Annotated in this window: 16 protein-coding genes; 7 read left to right on the forward strand and 9 right to left on the reverse strand. The window is 72.7% G+C overall.

Annotated features, from left to right (window positions below):
- Nucleotides 1-172 precede the first annotated feature (172 nt).
- Nucleotides 173-1033: a S1C family serine protease gene (locus tag HNR21_RS09935; RefSeq protein ID WP_312880957.1), complete on the forward strand. Its 861-nt coding sequence runs from the start codon at nt 173-175 to the stop codon at nt 1031-1033.
- A gap of 64 nt (nt 1034-1097) precedes the next feature.
- Here HNR21_RS09935 and HNR21_RS09940 read toward each other — a convergent pair whose 3' ends face one another.
- On the reverse strand, nt 1098-1931 hold the full coding sequence (locus HNR21_RS09940; RefSeq protein ID WP_182704978.1) for an oxygenase MpaB family protein: 834 nt from the start codon (nt 1929-1931) through the stop codon (nt 1098-1100).
- A gap of 93 nt (nt 1932-2024) precedes the next feature.
- On the opposite strand from HNR21_RS09940, the gene arfB reads away from it, so the two are divergent.
- Complete coding sequence (gene arfB / locus HNR21_RS09945) at nt 2025-2450, forward strand: alternative ribosome rescue aminoacyl-tRNA hydrolase ArfB (protein WP_119726899.1); 426 nt, start codon at nt 2025-2027, stop codon at nt 2448-2450.
- 420 nt (nt 2451-2870) lie between these two features.
- Here the strand turns inward: arfB and def are convergent, their stop codons facing one another.
- Entirely contained in the window at nt 2871-3395 is a 525-nt protein-coding gene (gene def / locus HNR21_RS09950) for a peptide deformylase (RefSeq protein ID WP_233358905.1), read from the reverse strand.
- Nucleotides 3396-3493: 98 nt separating this feature from the next.
- Nucleotides 3494-4561 carry a hypothetical protein gene (locus HNR21_RS09955; protein ID WP_246442061.1) on the reverse strand — a complete coding sequence of 356 codons (1068 nt, stop codon included), beginning with the start codon at nt 4559-4561 and terminating at the stop codon, nt 3494-3496.
- A gap of 392 nt (nt 4562-4953) precedes the next feature.
- On the opposite strand from HNR21_RS09955, the gene HNR21_RS09960 reads away from it, so the two are divergent.
- The 5 genes from HNR21_RS09960 (at nt 4954) to HNR21_RS09980 (ending at nt 12216) form a co-directional block, all read left to right on the forward strand.
- On the forward strand, nt 4954-5487 hold the full coding sequence (locus tag HNR21_RS09960; protein ID WP_376766622.1) for a gamma carbonic anhydrase family protein: 534 nt from the start codon (nt 4954-4956) through the stop codon (nt 5485-5487).
- 293 nt (nt 5488-5780) lie between these two features.
- Nucleotides 5781-9638: an ATP-binding protein gene (locus tag HNR21_RS09965; RefSeq protein ID WP_182704979.1), complete on the forward strand. Its 3858-nt coding sequence runs from the start codon at nt 5781-5783 to the stop codon at nt 9636-9638.
- 124 nt (nt 9639-9762) lie between these two features.
- Complete coding sequence (locus tag HNR21_RS09970) at nt 9763-10005, forward strand: hypothetical protein (RefSeq protein WP_220501325.1); 243 nt, start codon at nt 9763-9765, stop codon at nt 10003-10005.
- A 386-nt stretch (nt 10006-10391) separates the two neighbouring features.
- Nucleotides 10392-11009 (forward strand): DUF47 domain-containing protein, encoded by a 618-nt coding sequence (locus HNR21_RS09975; protein WP_119726903.1) that lies wholly within the window; start codon nt 10392-10394, stop codon nt 11007-11009.
- 220 nt (nt 11010-11229) lie between these two features.
- A complete protein-coding gene (locus tag HNR21_RS09980) occupies nt 11230-12216 on the forward strand; it encodes an inorganic phosphate transporter (protein WP_119731586.1) in 987 nt (328 codons plus the stop codon).
- Nucleotides 12217-12451: 235 nt separating this feature from the next.
- Here the strand turns inward: HNR21_RS09980 and pstB are convergent, their stop codons facing one another.
- The 6 genes from pstB to HNR21_RS10010 form a co-directional block, all read right to left on the reverse strand.
- Nucleotides 12452-13228 carry a phosphate ABC transporter ATP-binding protein PstB gene (pstB, locus tag HNR21_RS09985; protein WP_119726904.1) on the reverse strand — a complete coding sequence of 259 codons (777 nt, stop codon included), beginning with the start codon at nt 13226-13228 and terminating at the stop codon, nt 12452-12454.
- A 12-nt stretch (nt 13229-13240) separates the two neighbouring features.
- Entirely contained in the window at nt 13241-14152 is a 912-nt protein-coding gene (pstA, locus tag HNR21_RS09990) for a phosphate ABC transporter permease PstA (protein ID WP_312880959.1), read from the reverse strand.
- The gene (gene pstC / locus HNR21_RS09995; RefSeq protein WP_233358907.1) at nt 14149-15135 is read right to left on the reverse strand and encodes a phosphate ABC transporter permease subunit PstC; all 987 of its coding nucleotides are present in this window, start codon (nt 15133-15135) and stop codon (nt 14149-14151) included. Before pstC ends, pstA begins: the two co-directional genes overlap by 4 nt.
- A gap of 98 nt (nt 15136-15233) precedes the next feature.
- On the reverse strand, nt 15234-16340 hold the full coding sequence (pstS, locus tag HNR21_RS10000; protein ID WP_182704980.1) for a phosphate ABC transporter substrate-binding protein PstS: 1107 nt from the start codon (nt 16338-16340) through the stop codon (nt 15234-15236).
- 306 nt (nt 16341-16646) lie between these two features.
- Nucleotides 16647-17540 (reverse strand): mycothiol synthase, encoded by an 894-nt coding sequence (gene mshD, locus HNR21_RS10005; RefSeq protein ID WP_182704981.1) that lies wholly within the window; start codon nt 17538-17540, stop codon nt 16647-16649.
- Nucleotides 17541-17623: 83 nt separating this feature from the next.
- Complete coding sequence (locus HNR21_RS10010; RefSeq protein WP_119726906.1) at nt 17624-18337, reverse strand: winged helix-turn-helix transcriptional regulator; 714 nt, start codon at nt 18335-18337, stop codon at nt 17624-17626.
- Between the last annotated feature and the right edge of the window lie 135 nt (nt 18338-18472).

Raw genomic sequence — 18472 nt, forward strand, 5'->3', positions numbered from 1 at the left:
AACCGAGATGAACGCCGACCGCCCGAACGCATGGACCCCACCCGCCGTGCCCCCGGCACGCGAGCCACAGCCCGAACAGCACACCCACCCTTCGTACGGATGGCCACCGCCCACCGGCACTCCACACCAGACCGGTCCGGCCGTGCCTTCGGTGGGGGAGCAGGAGGCCGCGGTGAATCCTGGTGGTCCGTACGGGTGGACGCCCGGCCACGGGGCCGGGGGGCGTTCCGGGTGGGGGCTCAGGCGGAAGCTGCTCGTTGCGGGGGCCGGGGTGCTGATCGCGCTCGGGGCGGGCGGTGTCGGGGCCGTGGGGGCGGTGTCGCTGGTCGATGGCGGGGCGTCCGCGCCGGGGGTGGCGGGGGTGCCGGCGGCGGCCTCGAAGGGGTCGGCGGCGCGGATCGCCGCGGCCGTGCAGCCCAGCGTGGTGTCCATCAGCGCGGAGGTCGACGGCGGGACGTCCGGTGGATCGGGGGTGATCCTGCGCCCGGACGGGACGATCCTCACCAACGCGCACGTGGTGGAGGGGGCGTCGCAGGTGCGGGTGCGGTTCAGCGACGGCAGGACCGCGGCGGCGGACGTGCTGGGGACCGGTGACTCCCAGGACGTCGCGGTGATCAGGGCGCGGGGGGTGTCGGGGCTGAAGGCCGCCTCCATCGGCGACAGCGACTCGCTGGTGGTCGGCGACCCGGTGCTGGCGGTGGGCAGCCCGCTGGGCCTGGACGGCTCCGTCACCTCGGGGATCGTCAGCGCGCTGGGCCGTACGGTGCAGGAGAGCCGGAACCGGCCGGACGTGCCGCCGGGGCTCGGGCAGGGCGTACGGCGGGAGGCGGCCACGACCATCGAGAACGCCATCCAGACCGACGCGGCCATCAACCCCGGCAACTCCGGCGGCCCGCTGGTCAACGCGGCCGGTCAGGTGATCGGGATCACCACCGCCATCGCCACCGCCGGCCAGGGCGGCGGCAGCATCGGGGTCGGGTTCGCGATCCCGGTCAACGACGCGATGAAGGTCGCGAACCGGCTCCTGGCCTGACCTCCGTGACCGGCGACGCCCCGTCCGCCCTCCGGAGGCGGGCGGGGCGCCCGTGCGCGCGGGGTCAGGCCGCGGTGGAACGGACCTTCAGCCGCGGCCCGCCGCCCGCCCGCCTGCTGAGCATCTTGCGGGTCTGGTACAGGTAGATCGCCCGGGGCAGGGTGCGGATCCGCTCGGGCAGCCGCGGGTAGACCAGCGACAGCACCATCATCAGCAGGTGGAACTGGATCTCGCGGAGCCTGCCGTACCTCCAGCCGTACTGCTCGCGGATCGCCGGCGGCATCAGCCCGTAGGTGATGAGCCGGATCGGGACCAGGCCGGGCCGCATGACCAGCGGCAGGTTCGTGGGGTGCAGCACCCCGTCGGCGATGTACCGGGAGGCGTCGTTGATCCGCAGGGTGCCGACCATGTGCGCGTAGTACTCGCGGAAGTCCCGGTAGGTGGCCGGCATCCGCTCCTCGGGGCAGCCGAGGATCGTCGCGTAGATCTTGGACTGCTGGTAGTACTCCTCCAGCTCGGCCTCGGTGAACCGGCGCCGGAACAGCATCTGGTACGCCTGCGCCGCCACCGCGAACAGCGTGGCGGCCACCCAGACCTGCAGCTCGGGGTCGTTGGCCTCGTAGTCGGGCCCGACCACCTTGTCGTGCATCCGGGTGACGATGGCGCTGATCTGCTCGGCCTCCTTACGGCTGCCGAACACCACCGTGTAGACCCAGCCCATGGTGTTGCGCAGCCGCGCCATGGGATCGTCGAAGGTGTAGCTGTGGTCGTGCACCCCCTGCGCGACCTTGGGATGGGAGGTCTGCAGCAGCGAGGCGACCCCGCCCGCCGCGATCAGCAGCCCCTCCTGGGTGACCCTGCGGATGATGTCGTCGTCATGGAACAGCCCGTCGCTCATGCCCCGAGTGTAAGTAACCACTTGCTTAGCCGCCAGTCGGCCCCCGCCGAAAACCGGGCGACATGATCCAGACCGGACGGGGATAATCGGGCCATGCCCGTCACCATCCGCGTCCGCGGCTCGGTCACCATCCCGGAGTCCGAGCTCCGCTGGCGTTTCTCCCGTTCCTCGGGCCCCGGCGGGCAGCACGTCAACACCAGCGCCACCGCCGCCGAACTGTCCTTCGACGTCGCCGGCTCCCCGTCCCTGCCCGAGTCCTACAGGCGCCGCGCCCTGGAACGCCTGGCGGGCCGCCTCACCGGAGGCGTCCTCACCATCCGCGCCGAGGAGCACCGTTCCCAACAGCGCAACCGCGACGCCGCCCGCGAACGCCTCGCCATGCTCCTGCACGAGGCCACCGCCCCGCCCCCCAAGCCGCGCCGCCCCACCAAACCGAGCCGCCGCGTCCACGAACGCCGCCTCCAGAACAAGCGCCACCGCAGCGAACTCAAACGCTCCCGCTCCACCCGCTGGGACTGAACGGGACGAACACCGGCAACCGACCCGCCTCGCCGCGCAGGTCAGAACGCATTTCCACTCGCCGGACAAGCACCCCAGACGCACAACACCTCGAAGATCGCCCCAGGCGCACCGAGCCCGAGTCCCAGTGCACCCGACGCTCCTGCAGCCGATCGAAGTGGAACCCCGTGCCCCACGCGCCGGCGCCCGATGATCCAGCCGGGGGTCTGGGGGCGGAGCCCCCAGGACTTCCACGGCAACCCCAGACCAACCCAGCCCTCAGTCGGCCGGAGCGGAGCCTCCAGGCGGAGCTTCGGCCGACTGAGCGCGGTCCGGGCACCGCAGCCGACCACGGCGCAGCGAGCCCCCAGGCGAGCGGAGCCGGGGCGGCGAGGATGCCCGGATCCGCGTGCGGGGGGTGTGGGGGGTCGCCCCCCCACACTAAGAAAGAGCGCGGACGGCGCGCATGGCCTCGCGGCGGGTGTCGCCCTTGAGGACGTCGATGTAGACGCCGCCGCGCAGGTGGTAGGTCTCGTGCTGGAGGCAGCGGGCGAAGTAGCCGGTGCCCTCGATGCGTACGGGGGAGCCCTTGAGGTCGACGCCCTCCACCACCGCGTGCTCGTAGCGGGGGGTGGGGAAGTACAGGCCGGGTACGGACAGGCAGCCCTCGTTGTCGGTGACGACGTCGCCGTCCTCGGCGACCAGGACGGGGTTGACCACGTGACCCACGTGGCGGCGCCCCTGGTCGTCCTCGCAGTCGTACACGAAGATCTGGCGGGACACCCCGATCTGGTTGGCGGCCAGGCCCACGCCCTCGGCGGCGTACATGGTGGCGAACATGTCGTCGATGAGGCGTTCCAGGGCGGCGTCGAACTCGCGTACCGGATCGCAGGAGGTGCGCAGCACCGGATCGCCCAGCCGGCGGATCGGCCGCACCGTGCCACGGCCGTTGCTCTCGGAGGTCACGGGCAAAGCCTAGTCAACGAACACGACCGGGGCCCGCCGCACGATGCGGCGGGCCCCGGTCGCGGAGCCCCGACTCCCGGTCCGACCGGTGGCCCGGGTCAGGCGTCGGCCGCCGGGGCGGACGGCGCCTGGCCGGGCAGCGGCCGGGCGGGGCCCTCCAGCTCGTCGAGGTCGTCCAGGACGATCTTGTCGTCCAGCGCGTTGGCCGGCGGCGGCACCGCGGGGGCGGGCTTGGCCGCGGGCGCGGGCGCGGCCGCCGGAGCGGGTGCGGGCGCGGGTTCGGCGGCCACCGGCGGCGCGGGCTCGGCGGGCGCGGCGGGCGCGGGCGGCGCGGCGGCCACGGCGTGCTTGGGCGTCGGGGCCGGCTTCGGCTTGGCGGGCGCGGCCGGGGCGGGCTGGGCGGACTGCGCGGACTGGGCGGCCGGAGCGGGCTGCTTGCGCGGCGCGGCGAGCTGGCCGACCGCGTCGTCGACCATCTTCTCCAGCGGGCCCGCCTCGTTCTCGGCGCGCAGCAGCCCGGTCAGCGTCTCGCTGATCTCGGTGAGCCGCTGCAGCGCCTGGGTGTGGTTGCGGGTGAGCTTCTCCAGCCGCTGGGTGGCGCCCTCGTTGATCACGCTGGCCCGGCGCTCGGCCGTGGTCAGCGTGCGCTCGGCCTCCAGCCGGGCGGTGGAGACGGTCTGCTCGGCCTCGGCCTTGGCCGCCGACAGGATCGCCTCGGCCTCCTGCTTGGCGGTGCCCAGCACCTGTCCGGCCTTGTCCTTGGCCTCGGCCACGTCCCGGTCGGCCGCCTGGCGGGCCTCGTCGACGATCCGCCGCGACTCGGCCTCGGCCTCCCTGCGGATCTGCTCGCCCCTGGCCTCGGCCTCGGCCACCTTGTCGCGCGCCTCGTCCTCGGCCAGGTTGATGATCTGGCGGAGCCGTTCGCTCAGGTCGTCGCCGGTGGGCTTGCGGGCCTCGCGCAGCTCCGCCATCTCCCGCCGGGTCCGCTCGACGTCGTCGAGCGCGCGGGCCAGCCGGGCCTCCAGGTCACGGATCTGGTTCTGGTACTTGGTCTTGAGATCGCGCAGGCGGTCCTCCACCTGGCGGCGGTTGTAGCCGCGCATCACGATCTCGAACTCCTCGTCCTGTTTGAGGAGATTCGGCAGGATTTCAGCTTCGTTGCTCATGAGCCTAAGGGGGTCGTTGGCGGGGCGTGCCCCGTCAAGGGGGTCGGAGTCGACGATCGGCGGGCGGGGTGGGTCCCGCTCAGGAACCTCTGTAGTAGCACACAGACGTCAAGAGTCGACTCTTGCCCCGACCACCCCGCGCGCGCAACCGGAATGCCCGTTCTCGCTGCGATTTCCTCATCCCGGAGCGTGACGGCCGGGCACGCAACCCGGCCGTGCGCGGGTGACGTCTTCCTATACGCGGGCCCCGTCGCGCCCGCGGTGCGTCGTTGCGCTGCCGTCCCCATCCGCACCCTGTCCACGGGACGCGCACCGCCCGGCGCGGCCGCGGGCGGCGGGGCTCGCGCGACGGGGGAACGGCCGCCTTCCGTACGATCGCCGTCATGAGCCAGATGAGCTACGTGGGGTCGCTGGGATCCGATGAGCCGAACATCCACCCCCAGGCGTGGATCGCGCCCGGCGCGGTGGTCGTCGGCAAGGTGACGCTGGGCCGGTCCGCCAACGTCTGGTACGGGTCCGTGCTGCGCGGCGACGACGAGGAGATCGTCGTCGGCGACGAGTGCAACATCCAGGACCTGTGCTGCCTGCACGCCGACCCGGGGATGCCCGCGATCCTGGAGGACCGCGTCAGCCTGGGCCACAAGGCGATGGTGCACGGCGCGCACGTGGAGACCGGCTCGCTGATCGGCATCGGCGCGATCGTGCTGAACGGCGCCCGGATCGGCGCCGGCACCCTGGTCGCGGCGGGCGCGCTGGTCGCGCCCGGCAAGCGGATCCCCTCCGGGGTGCTGGTCGCCGGGGTCCCCGGCAAGATCGTCCGGGAGTTGAACGACGACGACCGCCTGGTGCTGGAGCACACCTGGCAGGTCTACGTCCGCAAGGCCGAACACCACCGCACCGCCGCGTCCTGGAACTCCGGCGGCTGATCGCCGCGCCCTCTCGCGGTGCCCTTTCGCGGTGCTCTGACCGGCACGGGGCCGGTCGGTGACGTTCCGCGGCGATATGCGGGAGGTGCCCGGGGTCGCGGCGGAACTACCATGACCTCGTGGTGTGGGGACCGGGATACGGGGCTCCGCCCCCGATAGGGCAGGGTCCGGCGGCACCCCCGATGGGGCAGGATCCGTTCACGGCGGCTGAGCACGACACGAGAGCGATGGTGTCCGCCGGCTGGTGGCCGTCGGCGCCGCCGCAGCAGCGGCAGCATGCGATCGCGGGGCGCATGCTCGTGCTGCCCGACGGCACCTGGTGGGTGTTCGGCGCGTGGGCCCGCTGGTATCGGATGCACCCGTCCGACGGCCAGTGGTACCTGTGCCCGCCCCCGCAGGCCCCCGCCACCCGCATGTCGGCGCGGCCCGCCCAGCACGCCGGGCGGCTCCCCGAACTGCCGCCGCACGTGCTGCCCGCCGGCCCGGACTTCGCCTACCGGGCGCCCGCGCCGCTGCCGTTCGTGGGCCGCGCCATCTCCCCGGACGTGACCGCGCGGATGCGGGCCACCATCGAGCAGGCGGCGGCGCTGCCCGCCCCCGACTATCCGCACTGGTGGTCGCTGTTCACCCAGGAGACGCCCGGCACGGTCGCGGTCACCTGGGGCGTGATGCTGTGGTGCGCGGCCGCGCCGGTCTTCGACTCCGGGCTCGACGCGCAACTGCTGGAGCTGTGGACGCCGTACCGGGTCAAGCCGCTGCCGGCCGTGGACGGGCCGCGCTGGCTCACCCCGCCGCCGCTGGAGGCGGTGGTCGCCCTGTACTCCGAACGGCTGCGCGCCGGGCGGGTGGACGCGGCCGTGTCGGTGCTGCGGACCATGTGGGCGACGGCCAGCGCGCTGCGCGACGACCCGAGGTTCCAGGCCCGCGCCGACGCGCTGATGGGCGTCCTGGGCACCACGCTGGCCAACCCGCAGGTCGACTACGGCGCCCTCTCGTACGGCGACCAGGCCATCGTCCAGCAGTGGCTGACCCGCTGCCCGCCGAACCTGGCCCCCGCGCTGCGCCAGGAGAGCTCCCCGGGCGACAACGTCCGGCACGCCTTCTACGAACTGGCCGAGGCGGTCACCCCCATCGCCGGGGACCCCGCCGACCCCGGCTACATCGAGCCGCGGCTGGTGGCCGCCGCGATGATGGCCGCCGACCTGGCCAAGGTACGGCAGGACGTCGCGGGCAAGGTGGTGCCGTGGCTGGACCCGGAGATCCGCTACACCGTCCAGGCCGTGCACGGGCAGCCCGGGCACCCGCTGCGCCGCCTGTGGCCGCAGGACGCCCGGCTCCCCGAGCCGCTGCGCGGCAATCTCAAGGGCGCCGCCTCCGACGGTCCCGAGCCGCTGCTGGGCGCCGCCTACGCCGCCGACCTGGCCTGGTGCCGGCTGGCGGGCATCCCGGCCCGGCCCCGCGGCTTCCCCGTGCCCACCGCGATCCTCGCCGAGATCATCGGCCGCACCCGGGCGCGCGCCGCGGGCACGGCCGCCCCGATGACCCCGCCGCCGGGGGCGGCGCCGCCCCTGCAGACCCCGGGCCAGCCGGGGCAGCCCGCACCGGGCGCCCCCGCCGCCGCCCCGGGCGGTTTCGCCACCCCCGGCGTCCCCGGCCACCAGCCCGAACCGGGCCGGCCGTTCGTCCAGGTCCCCGTCCAGCCGGAGTCCGCCCAGCCGTACGGCCCGCCGGGTACGCCCGCCGCGGGCCCGGGGCAGCCGGATGCGGACCAGGGGTTCGGGCAGCCGGGCGTTCCCGGTGCCGGCCCGGGTCAGCCCTTCGGCCGGCCCGGTGTGCCCGGGGCCGCCCCCGAGCAGCCCGGCGTTCCCGGCGGGCCGGGTGCGCCGGGGCAGATCGCTCCGCCGGAGCCGCTCCAGAGCCCGGGAGAGGACGAGGAGGAGCAGGGCGACGGGTTCGTCGTTCCCTACACGCAACTGGGCTTCTCGCCCGGCCGGCCGGCCCAGCCGCAGCCCCAGCAGTGGAACCAGCCGCAGGGGCCACAAGGACCGCAGGGATACGAGCAGCCTCCGCCGCCTCCGCCCGGCGGGGACAACCGGCCTCCGCCCGACCCGGGACACCGGCAGCCGCCCGACCGGCCGGACGGACCCCGCATGGCCGCGCACGGCCCGCAGCCCGGAGCGAACGAGCCCGGCCGGGGGAGCGCCGTACCGGACGCCGGTTCCCTGGACCCCCTGGCCACCAGGATCGACGGCGGACGGGAGCTCGCCGCCCCGTCCGCCGCGGCGGGGCCGCCGCGCACCAGGATCCTGCGCCAGGAGGACGTCGGCGACGACGCCGCCCCCGCACCCGCGCACGGGCCGCCGGTGCCGCCCGCGCCCGCCGCTTCCGCCGGGGCCGGCTCGGGGACCCGGATCATGTCCGAGACGATGATCGGGGACTTCGAGTTCCTCAGCGAGGCCCCGCCGATGCCCGCCCGGCCGGTCGACCAGATCGACCCGCCCGAGGACCGCCCGGACCGCCGCCGGGTCGTGGAGCGGTACGGCATCGCGTTCGTGTCCGGCGAGGAGGACGTCACCGCCCTGCTCGACGAGGTCCGCGACCATCCGGCCTGGTCCTCGGGGGCCGTGCAGGACGTGGAGGCGACCCGGGTCGACGGCCGGCCCTCCGCGGGCACCCCGCCCAGCATCCTGCTGGTCGGCGGCCCGCACACCGGGCAGCGCCGGCTGGCCCGGCTGATCGCGCTCACCCTGGCCGAGGCCGGGATCGGGGACGCCGCGATCCGCACCGCCGACGCCGCCGACGTGCGCGGCGCGCCGCCCGAGGGGCTGGCCGCGGTGCTGGAGCCGGGCGGCCCGACCCTGCTGTTCGAACGGCTGGACGCGGCGCTGCTGGAGTCCGCCGACCCCGAGGCCATGGTCCGGGTGGTGCGGTCGGTGCGCGGCCGTCCCGGCCGGACCACGCTGATCGCCACCTGCGAGCCGCGCCACTTCAAGCGCCTCCAGCAGGACCATCCCCGGCTGCTGGAGATCTTCCGGACGTACCGGCTGCCGGACTTCGGCCGGCTGGAGAACCGGATGACCCTGCTGTACCTGCTGGCCGAGGAGCGCCGGGTCACCCTGGGCCCCGACGCGCTGGCGGTCGCCGAGCAGGACCTGGAACGCCTGCGCGGCCCCGGCGACCTGACCGGCGCCCGGCTGGTGGAGGCGTACCTGGACCAGGCCTGCCAGCGGCATCTGGACCGGGCCGGCGCCGCGCAGCACCGGCTGGTGCTGGCCGCCCAGGACTTCTCCGGCGTCGCCGAGGCCATCGAGCCGGCGCTGCGCCCGCCCGGCGACATCGACGGCTACCTCGCCCAGCTCGACGCCCTGATGGGCCTGGAGGAGGTGAAGGCCGCCGTCGAGGAGCTGGTCGCCGACGCCGAGATCGAGGCCGAACGGGCCCGGCACGGCGTCCCCACCGCCCGCCGGGACCGGCATCTGCTGTTCCTCGGCCCGCCCGGCACCGGCAAGAGCACGGTGGCCGGGCTGGTGGGCGGCGTCTACGCGGCGCTCGGCCTGCTGGACTCCGGCCATGTGGTGGCCTGCCGTCCCGTCCACCTGGCGGGCCGCGACGCCCTCGACACCGAGACCCGGGTGGCCGGGATGGTCGACCAGGCGATGGGCGGGGTGCTGCTGGTCCAGGAGGCGTACCGGCTGGACCGCTCCCCGCAGGTGGTGCACGAGCTGCTGCGGCACCTGGACGAGCGCGCCGACCGGTTCCTGATGATCTGCACCAGCCCGGCGGCGGAGATGGCGGGCTTCCTGGCCGGGAACCCGGCGTTCAAGGCCAGGTTCGGCCGCACCCTGGAGTTCACCGGGCTCGACGACCGGCAGCTGGTCCGGCTGTTCCAGGGCTACGCCGAACGCGACCTGTACCTGCTGGACGAGGAGCTGCGGGTCGAACTGCTGGCGCGGTTCGCCCGGATGCGCGAGAACCCGGACTTCGCCTACGCCCGGACGGCGCGCCAGATGTTCGAGCAGACGGTGGCCCGCCAGGCCGCCCGGCTGGCCGGAGCCGACGTCAACGCCGCCACGGTGGCCCGGCTGACCGCCCGCGACCTGCCCGAATCCCCGCTGGAGCAGATCCTGGGGGACTTCCACCGGGAGCGGTAGGGCCCGGTCGGGGGATCCGGCACCACCCGCCCGCGGCGGTGCGGACCCTTCTTAAGGGTGGCCGACGAATGGTCCTCTTGGGTCATGTGCCGTCCCGCGTTCCCGCGTAGCCTCGGTGACGGGTGTGGGAACGAACGAGCTCAGCTCCCCGCGCACGCGGGGACGCCCCCAGGAGGTGGACGCGGTGCGCCAGCAGATCGATCTGCGCGTCCACGACCGTGTCGCGCTGGACGAGATCGAGCTGTACTCCGAGATCCTGAGCGCGGTGGCGGCGGCCGAGCGGCCGCTGACCATCGACGAGATCGACATGGTGCTCGGAGTCCGTTCGGAGGATGAGACCGGTCGTCGCGAGCTGACGCCACAGTAGTGATCCGTCCCGGAACGGCCGGGGCGCGCATCCGGGAGCCCGGGCGCGCCCCGGCCGTTCCTCATCCCGCCCGGACCTCCCCCGGCGGTGTTCCCGCAGCGTAGACGGGGTTGTGTAAGCAATCTCACGGTCCCGTCGGCCGGACGCCTGCGCGATCATGACGCCCGGTGGACCGGACCCCCGCGTGAGAGCCCGCGGAAGGGGCATACGGCCCCATGTACGGGCCCTGCGGGCATAGGCCGCATCGACGTGTGCCCGCTGTGGACGAGGGCAGCCCTGTGGGTGAGAAGCTGGGTACACCCGGGAGAACAAGGGGGGAAGGTTCTTTTTCGGGCTGGTAACGCCTACGATCTCTGCGGATCGTTCCGGCACTTCAGGAGTATGACGTGCGACTGCGTCTCACGCCGCGTGAGGACAGCTTCTACGACATGTTCGCGGACTCCGCGAACAACCTGGTCACAGGGGCCAGACTGCTCGTGGAGCTCATCAGCGACGGCGCCGACCGGGAAGCCATCGCGGAGAAGCTGCGCGCGTGCGAGCACGCGTGCGACGAGGCGACTCATGCGATCGTGCACCGGTTGAACGAAACCTTCATCACCCCGTTCGACCGGGAGGACATCCACACGCTGGCCGTCCGCCTCGACGACGTGATGGACGAGATGGAGGAGGCCGCCGACCTCGTCGTGCTGTACAAGATCGAGCAGCTTCCCAAGGAGATCGTCCAGCAGGTCGAGGTCCTCGAACGGGCCGCCGAGCTGACCGCCGAGGCGATGCCCCGGCTGCGGTCCATGAAGGAGCTGAACGAGTACTGGATCGAGATCAACCGCCTGGAGAACCAGGGGGACCAGATCTACCGGCGGCTCCTGGCGCACCTGTTCGGCGGGACCTACGACGCGCTGACGGTGATGAAGCTCAAGGGCGTGATCGACCGGCTGGAGGAGGCCGCGGACGCGTTCGAGCACGTGGCCAACACCGTCGAGGCGATCGCGGTCAAGGAATCATGACGGCCGCGCACCGGACGGTCCGTGCCGCGACCCGGGAGGCACGGCCGTGAGCGAACGCGACGAGCGCGGCGCGGTGCTGACGCCGACGCCGCCGAGCCCGGAGCCGCCGCCGCTGAGCGAGCAGGCCTCCCGGGTCTCGCGGACGGCCTGGCTGGGGCTGCTGGCCCTGGTCCTGGCGGTGGTGGTGGCCGGCGCCATCGGGCTGCGCGCCGACCAGCAGATGGCCGTGCTGGTGCTGGTCATCGTGATCGCGCTGGGCTTCGACTACACCAACGGGTTCCACGACGCCGCCAACGCCATCGCGACCTCGGTGTCCACCCGGGCGCTGACGCCGCGCGCGGCGCTGGTGATGGCCGCGCTGATGAACCTGCTGGGCGCGCTGCTCGGGGTGGAGGTCGCCAAGACGGTCAGCGACGTGATCACGCCGCCGACCGGGCTGCACGGCCTGACCGTGGTGGCCGCGGGGGTGCTCGGCGCCATCACCTGGAACATGATCACCTGGTACTTCGGGCTGCCCTCCTCGTCCTCGCACGCCCTGATCGGCGGCGTGGTGGGCGCGGGCCTGGCCTCGGCGTCCACGGTGAGCTGGAGCACCGTCGTGGAGAAGGTCGCCATCCCGATGGTGGTCTCCCCGGTCACCGGCTTCTGCCTGGCGTACCTGGTGATGGTGGCCATCCTGTGGATGTTCCGCCGGGCCCATCCGGGCCGGGTGGGCCGCCGGTTCCGGATCGCCCAGTCGCTGTCGGCCGCGTCGATGGCGCTCGGCCACGGCCTGCAGGACGCCCAGAAGACCATGGGCATCATCGTGCTGGCGCTGGTCACCACCGGCTACTCGGACGGCGAGACCGTCCCGCTGTGGGTGGTGCTGGCCTGTGCGGGCGCGCTGGCGGCCGGCACCTACGCCGGCGGCTGGCGGATCATGCGCACCCTGGGCCGCCGGGTGATCGAGCTGGACCCGCCCAAGGGCTTCGCCGCCGAGGCCACCGCGTCGTCCATCCTCTACCTGGCCGCATACGTCTGGCACGCTCCAATCTCGACCACCCACACGATCACGTCCTGCATCATGGGCGTCGGCGCCACCAAGCGCCTGTCCGCGGTCCGCTGGGGCGTGGCCGGCAACATTGTGATGGCCTGGGTCCTCACCATGCCCATGGCCGCCCTGGTCGCCGCCGTCGTCTACTGGACCGTCCACCTGTTCGGCGCGTGACTTATGGCCGCGCCTCCGGCGCGGCGGCTCGCGGGCCTTTGAACGCGCGGCCGTTCGTCGTCGCGGGGCAAGATCGCTCGTTCCTCGTGATCTTGCCCCGCTCCTCCTCACGACCACGCGGGCCCGCTCGCGGTGGCCTTCGGTGCCTTCGGGTGCAGAGTCTGAGGCCGTCCGGCGCTCCAACGATCGGGGCCTGGCCGCATGGTGCGGCCAGGCCCCGATCACTTCCTCCTGCCTACCCGAACCTTCCGGTGATGTAGTCCTCGGTGGCCTTCTCGGACGGGTTGGTGAAGATCTTGCTGGTGTCGTCGATCTCGATGAGCTTGCCGGGCTTGCCGGTGCCGGCGATGTTGAAGAACGCGGTGCGGTCGCTGACCCGGGCGGCCTGCTGCATGTTGTGGGTCACGATCACGATGGTGTACTGGCTCTTCAGCTCGGCGATCAGGTCCTCGATCGCCAGCGTGGAGATCGGGTCCAGGGCCGAGCAGGGCTCGTCCATCAGCAGGACCTGGGGCTCGACCGCGATGGCCCGGGCGATGCACAGCCGCTGCTGCTGACCGCCGGACAGGCCGGCGCCGGGGCGGTTCAGCCGGTCCTTGACCTCGTTCCACAGGTTGGCGCCCCGCAGCGACCGCTCCACGATCTCGTCGAGCTGGGACTTGCGGCGGATGCCGTTCAGCTTCAGCCCGGCGGCCACGTTGTCGTAGATCGACATGGTGGGGAACGGGTTGGGCCGCTGGAACACCATGCCCACCACCCGGCGGACCGCCACCGGGTCCACCCCCGGCCCGTACAGGTCCTCGTCGTCCAGCATCACCTTGCCCTCGACGCGGGCGCCCGGGATCACCTCGTGCATCCGGTTCAGGGTGCGCAGGAACGTGGACTTGCCGCAGCCGGAGGGCCCGATGAACGCGGTGACCGACCGGGGCTCGATCGTCATCGAGATGTCCTCGATGGCGTGGACCTGGCCGTAGTAGGCGTGCAGCCCGGAGACTTCGATGCGCTTGGCCATGGGGGTCGACTCCTATCGGGACACGGGCTTGCGGAGCCGGGACAGCAGCCGCGCACCCAGGTTGAGCAGCATGATGATCAGGATCAGGGTGAGCGCGGCGGCCCAGGCCCGCTCGATGGCCTGCGGGTTGGGGTCGCCGGCCTGGTACCAGATGAACGTCGGCAGCGAGCCCTGCGGCCCCTCGAAGGGGTTGGAGTTGATCGCGTCGGTGATGAAGATCAGCAGCAGCAGCGGGGCGGTCTCGCCCATCACCCGCGCCACCGCCAGCATCACCCCGGTGACGATGCCGGTCAGCGCGGTCGGCAGCACCACGAAGCAGATGGTCCGCCAGCGCGGCACGCCCAGCGCGTAGGACGCCTCGCGCAGGTCGTTGGGGACCAGTTTGAGCATCTCCTCGGTGGCCCGCACCACGGTCGGCAGCATCAGGATGGCCAGCGCCAGCGACCCGGCGAAGCCGGAGTAGTCGAAGCCCAGCGCCAGCAGCCAGAACGCCAGCACGAACAGGCCCGCCACGATCGACGGGATGCCGGTCATCACGTCCACGAAGAAGGTGATGACCCTGGCCAGCCGGCTGGCCCCGCCGTACTCGACCAGGTAGACGGCGGTCAGGATGCCCAGCGGCACCGCCATCGCGGAGGTCAGCCCGACCTGCTGCAGGGTGCCGACGATGGCGTGGTTGGCGCCGCCGCCCTCGTCGCCGCTGGACAGCCCGTTCATCGAGAACGTCAGGAACGTCATGTCCAGCCGTTCCAGGCCCCGGGTGATCACCATCCACAGCACCGACACCAGCGGCACGATCGCGATCACGAACGCCACGTAGACCAGCGCCTGCACGACCTTGTCGGCGACCCGCCGGCGGGGGGAGATCCGGGGCAGCGCGCCGCCGGCCGGCGCCCTGTCGCCCTTGACGGTCACGACGCTCACACGAACTCCTTACGCCGGGCCACGATCGCGCGGGCGGTCATGTTGACGACCAGGGTGATCACGAACAGCACCAGGCCGGAGGCGATCAGCGCGCCCCGGCCGGTCTCGCCGGCCTCGGCGAAGCTGTTGGCGATGTTGGCGGCGATGGTGTTGCCGCCGTCCTTGAGGATGTGGATGCTGATCCCGGCCGCGGTGGACAGCACCATGGCGACCGCGATGGTCTCGCCGAGCGCCCGGCCCAGGCCCAGCATCGCGGCGCTGATCATGCCGGACCGGCCGAACGGCAGCACCGCCAGCTTGATGACCTCCCAGCGGGTGGCGCCCAGCGCCAGGGCGGCCTCCACGTTGGCGTTGGGCACCTGCAGGAACACCTCGCGGGTGATCGAGGAGATGATCGGCAGGATCATGATCGCCAGGATCACCGAGGCGGTCAGCAGCGACCGGCCGCCCACGCTGTCCCCGCCGAACAGCGGGATCCAGCCGAAGTACTCGTTCAGGAACCGCCCGACGTCGTCCATCTTGGTGTTGAAGTAGTGCAGGCCCCACAGCCCGTACACGATGCTCGGCACCGCGGCCAGCAGGTCGACCAGGTAGCCGAGCCCGGCGGCCAGCCGGCGGGGCGCGTAGAAGGAGATGAACAGCGCGATCCCGATCGCCACCGGGGTGGCCATCAGCAGCGCCAGGAACGACGACATCAGGGTGCCGAACGCCAGCTGGGCGATGCCGAAGACCGGCGGGGTCGCGTTCGGGTTCCATTCCTCCTCGGTCAGGAAGTTGGCCTCGTTGGCCTGCAGCGCGGGGATGGCCCGCCAGACCAGGAACACCCCGATGGCGGCCATGATGGCCAGCAGCAGGATGCCCGAGGCGCGGGCGGACAGCGCGAAGACCTGGTCGCCGCGCCGGCCGGTGCCGATCCGGCGTCCGGCGATGTCGCCGCCGCCCTTGACGCCGGCCCGGGAGCCTACGTCGATCTCGCTGGTCACGTGTTCATCTCCTTCTCAGGTGCCGGGTGCAGAACCCACAGCGGCCCCGCCACCGGTGCGGCCGGTGGCGGGGCTTGCTGCGGCGGTTCTGGCGTCGGTCAGGACAGCGCCTCGACGGCGGTGCGGACCTTGGCGGCCAGGCCCGGCGACAGCGGGGCGTATCCGACGTTGGAGAGCACCTTCTGGCCGTCCTCGCTGGCGGTGTACTTCAGGAAGGCCTTGACGAACTCGGCCTGCTCGGCCGGCAGGCCCTTGGAGCACACGACCTCGTAGGTGACCAGGAAGATCGGGTAGGCGCCCGGGGTCTTGGCGTTGTAGTCCAGCTCCAGCGCCAGGTCGTTGCCCTGGCCGACCTGCTTGGCGCCGTCCAGGGCGTTGCCCACGCTCTGCTCGGAGACGTCGACGAACTCACCCGCGCCGTTCTGGATCTTGGCGGTCTGCAGGCTGTTCTTCTTGGCGAAGGACATCTCGACGTAGGAGATGCCGCCCTGGGTCTGCTTGAGGACGGTCACCACGCCGTCGGACTTGGGCGCGCCCTGGCCGCCGGCCTCGGTCGGCCACTTCTTCTCGGCCTCCCACTTCCACTCGTCCTTGGCGACCGCACCGAGGTACTCGGTGAAGTTCTCGGTGGTGCCGGACTCGTCGGCGCGGTGGATCGGCTTGATGTCGGTGGCCGGGAGCTGCGCGTCCGGGTTGTCCGCGGCGATCTTCGGGTCGTTCCACTTGGTGATCTTGCCGGCGAAGATCGCGGCCAGGGTGGCGGGCTTGAGCTGCAGGCCGTCCACGCCCTGCAGGTTGTAGATCACCGCGACCGGGCCGACCACCATGGGAAGGTTCCAAGCCGGGTTGCCCTGGCAGCGCTGCTGCGCCTTGGCGGCCTCGTCGGGGTCCAGCGCGGAGTCCGAGCCCGCGAAGGCCACCTGCCCGGCGGTGAACGCCTGGATGCCGGCCCCGGAGCCGGCCGGGTTGTAGTTGAGGGTGGCGCCCGCGCAGGCCTGCGCGTACAGCTTCTTCCACTCCTCGATGGCGTTCTTCTGTGAGCTGGCGCCGGCCGCGTTCACCGTCCCCTTGACGCAGTCCACGTTGCTGGGCGCGTTCGAGGCGCTGGTGCCGCCCGTGTTGTTGTCGGAGCCGCACGCGGACAGCGCGAGCGCGCCCGCGACGAACACGCCGCCGAGCGCGGCGAGCCGAGAGCCGTTCTTCACCGGGGATTCTCCTCTAGGTCGTCGTGCGGTGGATCCCCGTAGTCGTAGGAGGCGTTGGGATCACCGTCGCAGGCGACGCTAGGCAGGCCAGGTGTATAGCCACCCTGATCCAGGTGAACGAGGAGTGAACTGGATTGGGCACCACCGGGAAGGTTGGGTCGATTCCTGATGGATGCTCGGTTAACACCGCTGGTCACCGTGATCAACCACAGCGGGTGAAAAGTCTGGGAGACCGCACAGCGGGACGCCCCGCAGGTCAGGCGAGCGCGCGGCGGGACGCCCGGCCTGCGCTTCGCGGGGCCCGGGTCAGCGGGTGCCGTACATGACGTCGACGGCGTGCCGGGCGAAGCCCAGCGACTCGTAGAGCCGGACCGCCGGGCGGTTGGCCTCGTCGACGTACAGCATCACCGCCGGGAGCCCGCGTTCCCGCAGGTGGTGCAGGCCGACCAGGGTGAGGGTCCGGCCCAGCCCCAGGCCCTGGGCGTCGGGGTCCACGCCCACCACGTACACCTCGCCGACCGGTTCGGGGTGCACCTTGGTCCAGTGGAAGCCGATCACCCGGCCGTCCCGTTCGGCCAGGAACAGTCCCGCCGGGTCGAACCACGGCTCGGCCTGGCGGGCGCGCACGTCCTCGATCGTCCAGGCGCCCTGCTCGGGATGGTCGGCGAACGCCCGGCCGTTCACCCGCAGCCAGGACTCCTCGTCCCGGCCGACCTCGAAGGTGCGGATCCGCACCTCGTCGGGGAGCCTCACCTCGGGCAGCGGAACGCCGTCGAACGGCCGCCGCATCTGCAGCAGGACCCGTACCCTCGTCAGGCCCTCCGCCTCGGCCAGCGCGGCGGCGGCGGGAAGGTCGCCGTGCGCCCACACCCGCAGCGGGCCGCCGGCCTCCCGCCGCAGCGCCCGCAGCAGCGCCCGGCCGTGCCCGCGGCGGCGGTGCCCGGGGTGAACGACCAGTTCCCCGGAGGCGCTCTCCTCCTCCGAGGCGGGATCCAGATGGGCGTAGGCGACCACGGTCTCGTCCACCAGGCGCACCAGGGCGTGGGAACGCCCGGCGCGCAGGGTCAGCAGCGCCTGCTCCGACAGCGGGGCCACCCCGTCGTGCCGGGCGGCGGCCTCCGCCAGCGCGAGGACCCGCTCCACCAGCGGCGCGGCCAGGCCGTCCGCCGCGGTCATGTCACGCACGTCGCGCTCGCCCATGCCGGCCACCCTAGTCGGCCCGGCGAACCGGACGCACCGGGATCAAAGGAGCGTTCCAAAAACGTCCCGCGGAAACCCGCGGATCAGGAGCGGACCGGCTCCCGGGCCTCCGACTCGCCCGGCCGGTGGTCGGGGACGAACCGGTAGCCCACGTTCCGCACGGTGCCGATCAGCGACTCGTACTCGGCGCCGAGCTTGGCCCGCAGCCGCCGCACGTGCACGTCCACGGTCCGGGTGCCGCCGAAGTAGTCGTAGCCCCACACCTCCTGCAGCAACTGGGCGCGGGTGAACACCCGGCCCGGGTGCTGCGCGAGGTACTTCAGCAGCTCGAACTCCTTGAACGTCAGGTCCAGCACCCGGCCGCGCAGCCGCGCCGTGTAGGTGGCCTCGTCGATGGTCAGGTCCCCGCTGCGGATCTCGCCGGGCACGTCGTCGGCCTCACCGGCCGCCACCCGCCCGATCGCCAGCCGCAGCCGGGCCTCCACCTCGGCCGGGCCCGCGCCCTGCAGCAGCACGTCGTCCAGCCCCCACTCGGGGCTGAGCGCCGCCAGGCCGCCCTCGGTGACCACCGCCAGCAGCGGGCAGTCCAGCCCGGTGGTGCGCAGCAGCCGGCACAGGCTCTTGGCCTGCACCAGGTCGCGCCGCGCGTCGACGAGCACCACATCGGCCGGAGGGGCGTCGATCAGGGCGGAGGCCTCCGCCGGAGCGACGCGGATCGAGTGCAACAGCAATCCCAGCGCGGGGAGGACCTCGTCGGAGGGCTCCAGCGCGTTGGTGAGCAAGAGCAAGCTGCTCAAAGGGCCGCCTCCCGCCCATAAAAGACGTAGAGGATCCGGGGGCCTCATCGCCCGGATCCTTCGAGACGAGCATATCCGAGGCGGCGAACGGGGCAATGGCCCGTGTCCGTCCGGTTCACGCCGTCGCGCGGATGA

It is taken from the genome of Thermomonospora cellulosilytica, assembly GCF_014138835.1.
Lineage (GTDB): Bacteria > Actinomycetota > Actinomycetes > Streptosporangiales > Streptosporangiaceae > Thermomonospora > Thermomonospora amylolytica.

Excerpts from the sequence above, each read along its gene's own strand:
- mshD (WP_182704981.1), bottom strand. The coding sequence starts at position 17,540 with ATGGGCGAGCGCGACGTGCGTGACATGACCGCGGCGGACGGCCTGGCC.
- arfB (WP_119726899.1), top strand. The coding sequence starts at position 2,025 with ATGCCCGTCACCATCCGCGTCCGCGGCTCGGTCACCATCCCGGAGTCC.
- HNR21_RS09955 (WP_246442061.1), bottom strand. The coding sequence starts at position 4,561 with ATGAGCAACGAAGCTGAAATCCTGCCGAATCTCCTCAAACAGGACGAG.
- HNR21_RS09940 (WP_182704978.1), bottom strand. The coding sequence starts at position 1,931 with ATGAGCGACGGGCTGTTCCATGACGACGACATCATCCGCAGGGTCACC.
- HNR21_RS09965 (WP_182704979.1), top strand. The coding sequence starts at position 5,781 with ATGCTCGTGCTGCCCGACGGCACCTGGTGGGTGTTCGGCGCGTGGGCC.
- pstB (WP_119726904.1), bottom strand. The coding sequence starts at position 13,228 with ATGGCCAAGCGCATCGAAGTCTCCGGGCTGCACGCCTACTACGGCCAG.
- HNR21_RS09960 (WP_376766622.1), top strand. The coding sequence starts at position 4,954 with ATGAGCTACGTGGGGTCGCTGGGATCCGATGAGCCGAACATCCACCCC.
- HNR21_RS09980 (WP_119731586.1), top strand. The coding sequence starts at position 11,230 with ATGGCCGTGCTGGTGCTGGTCATCGTGATCGCGCTGGGCTTCGACTAC.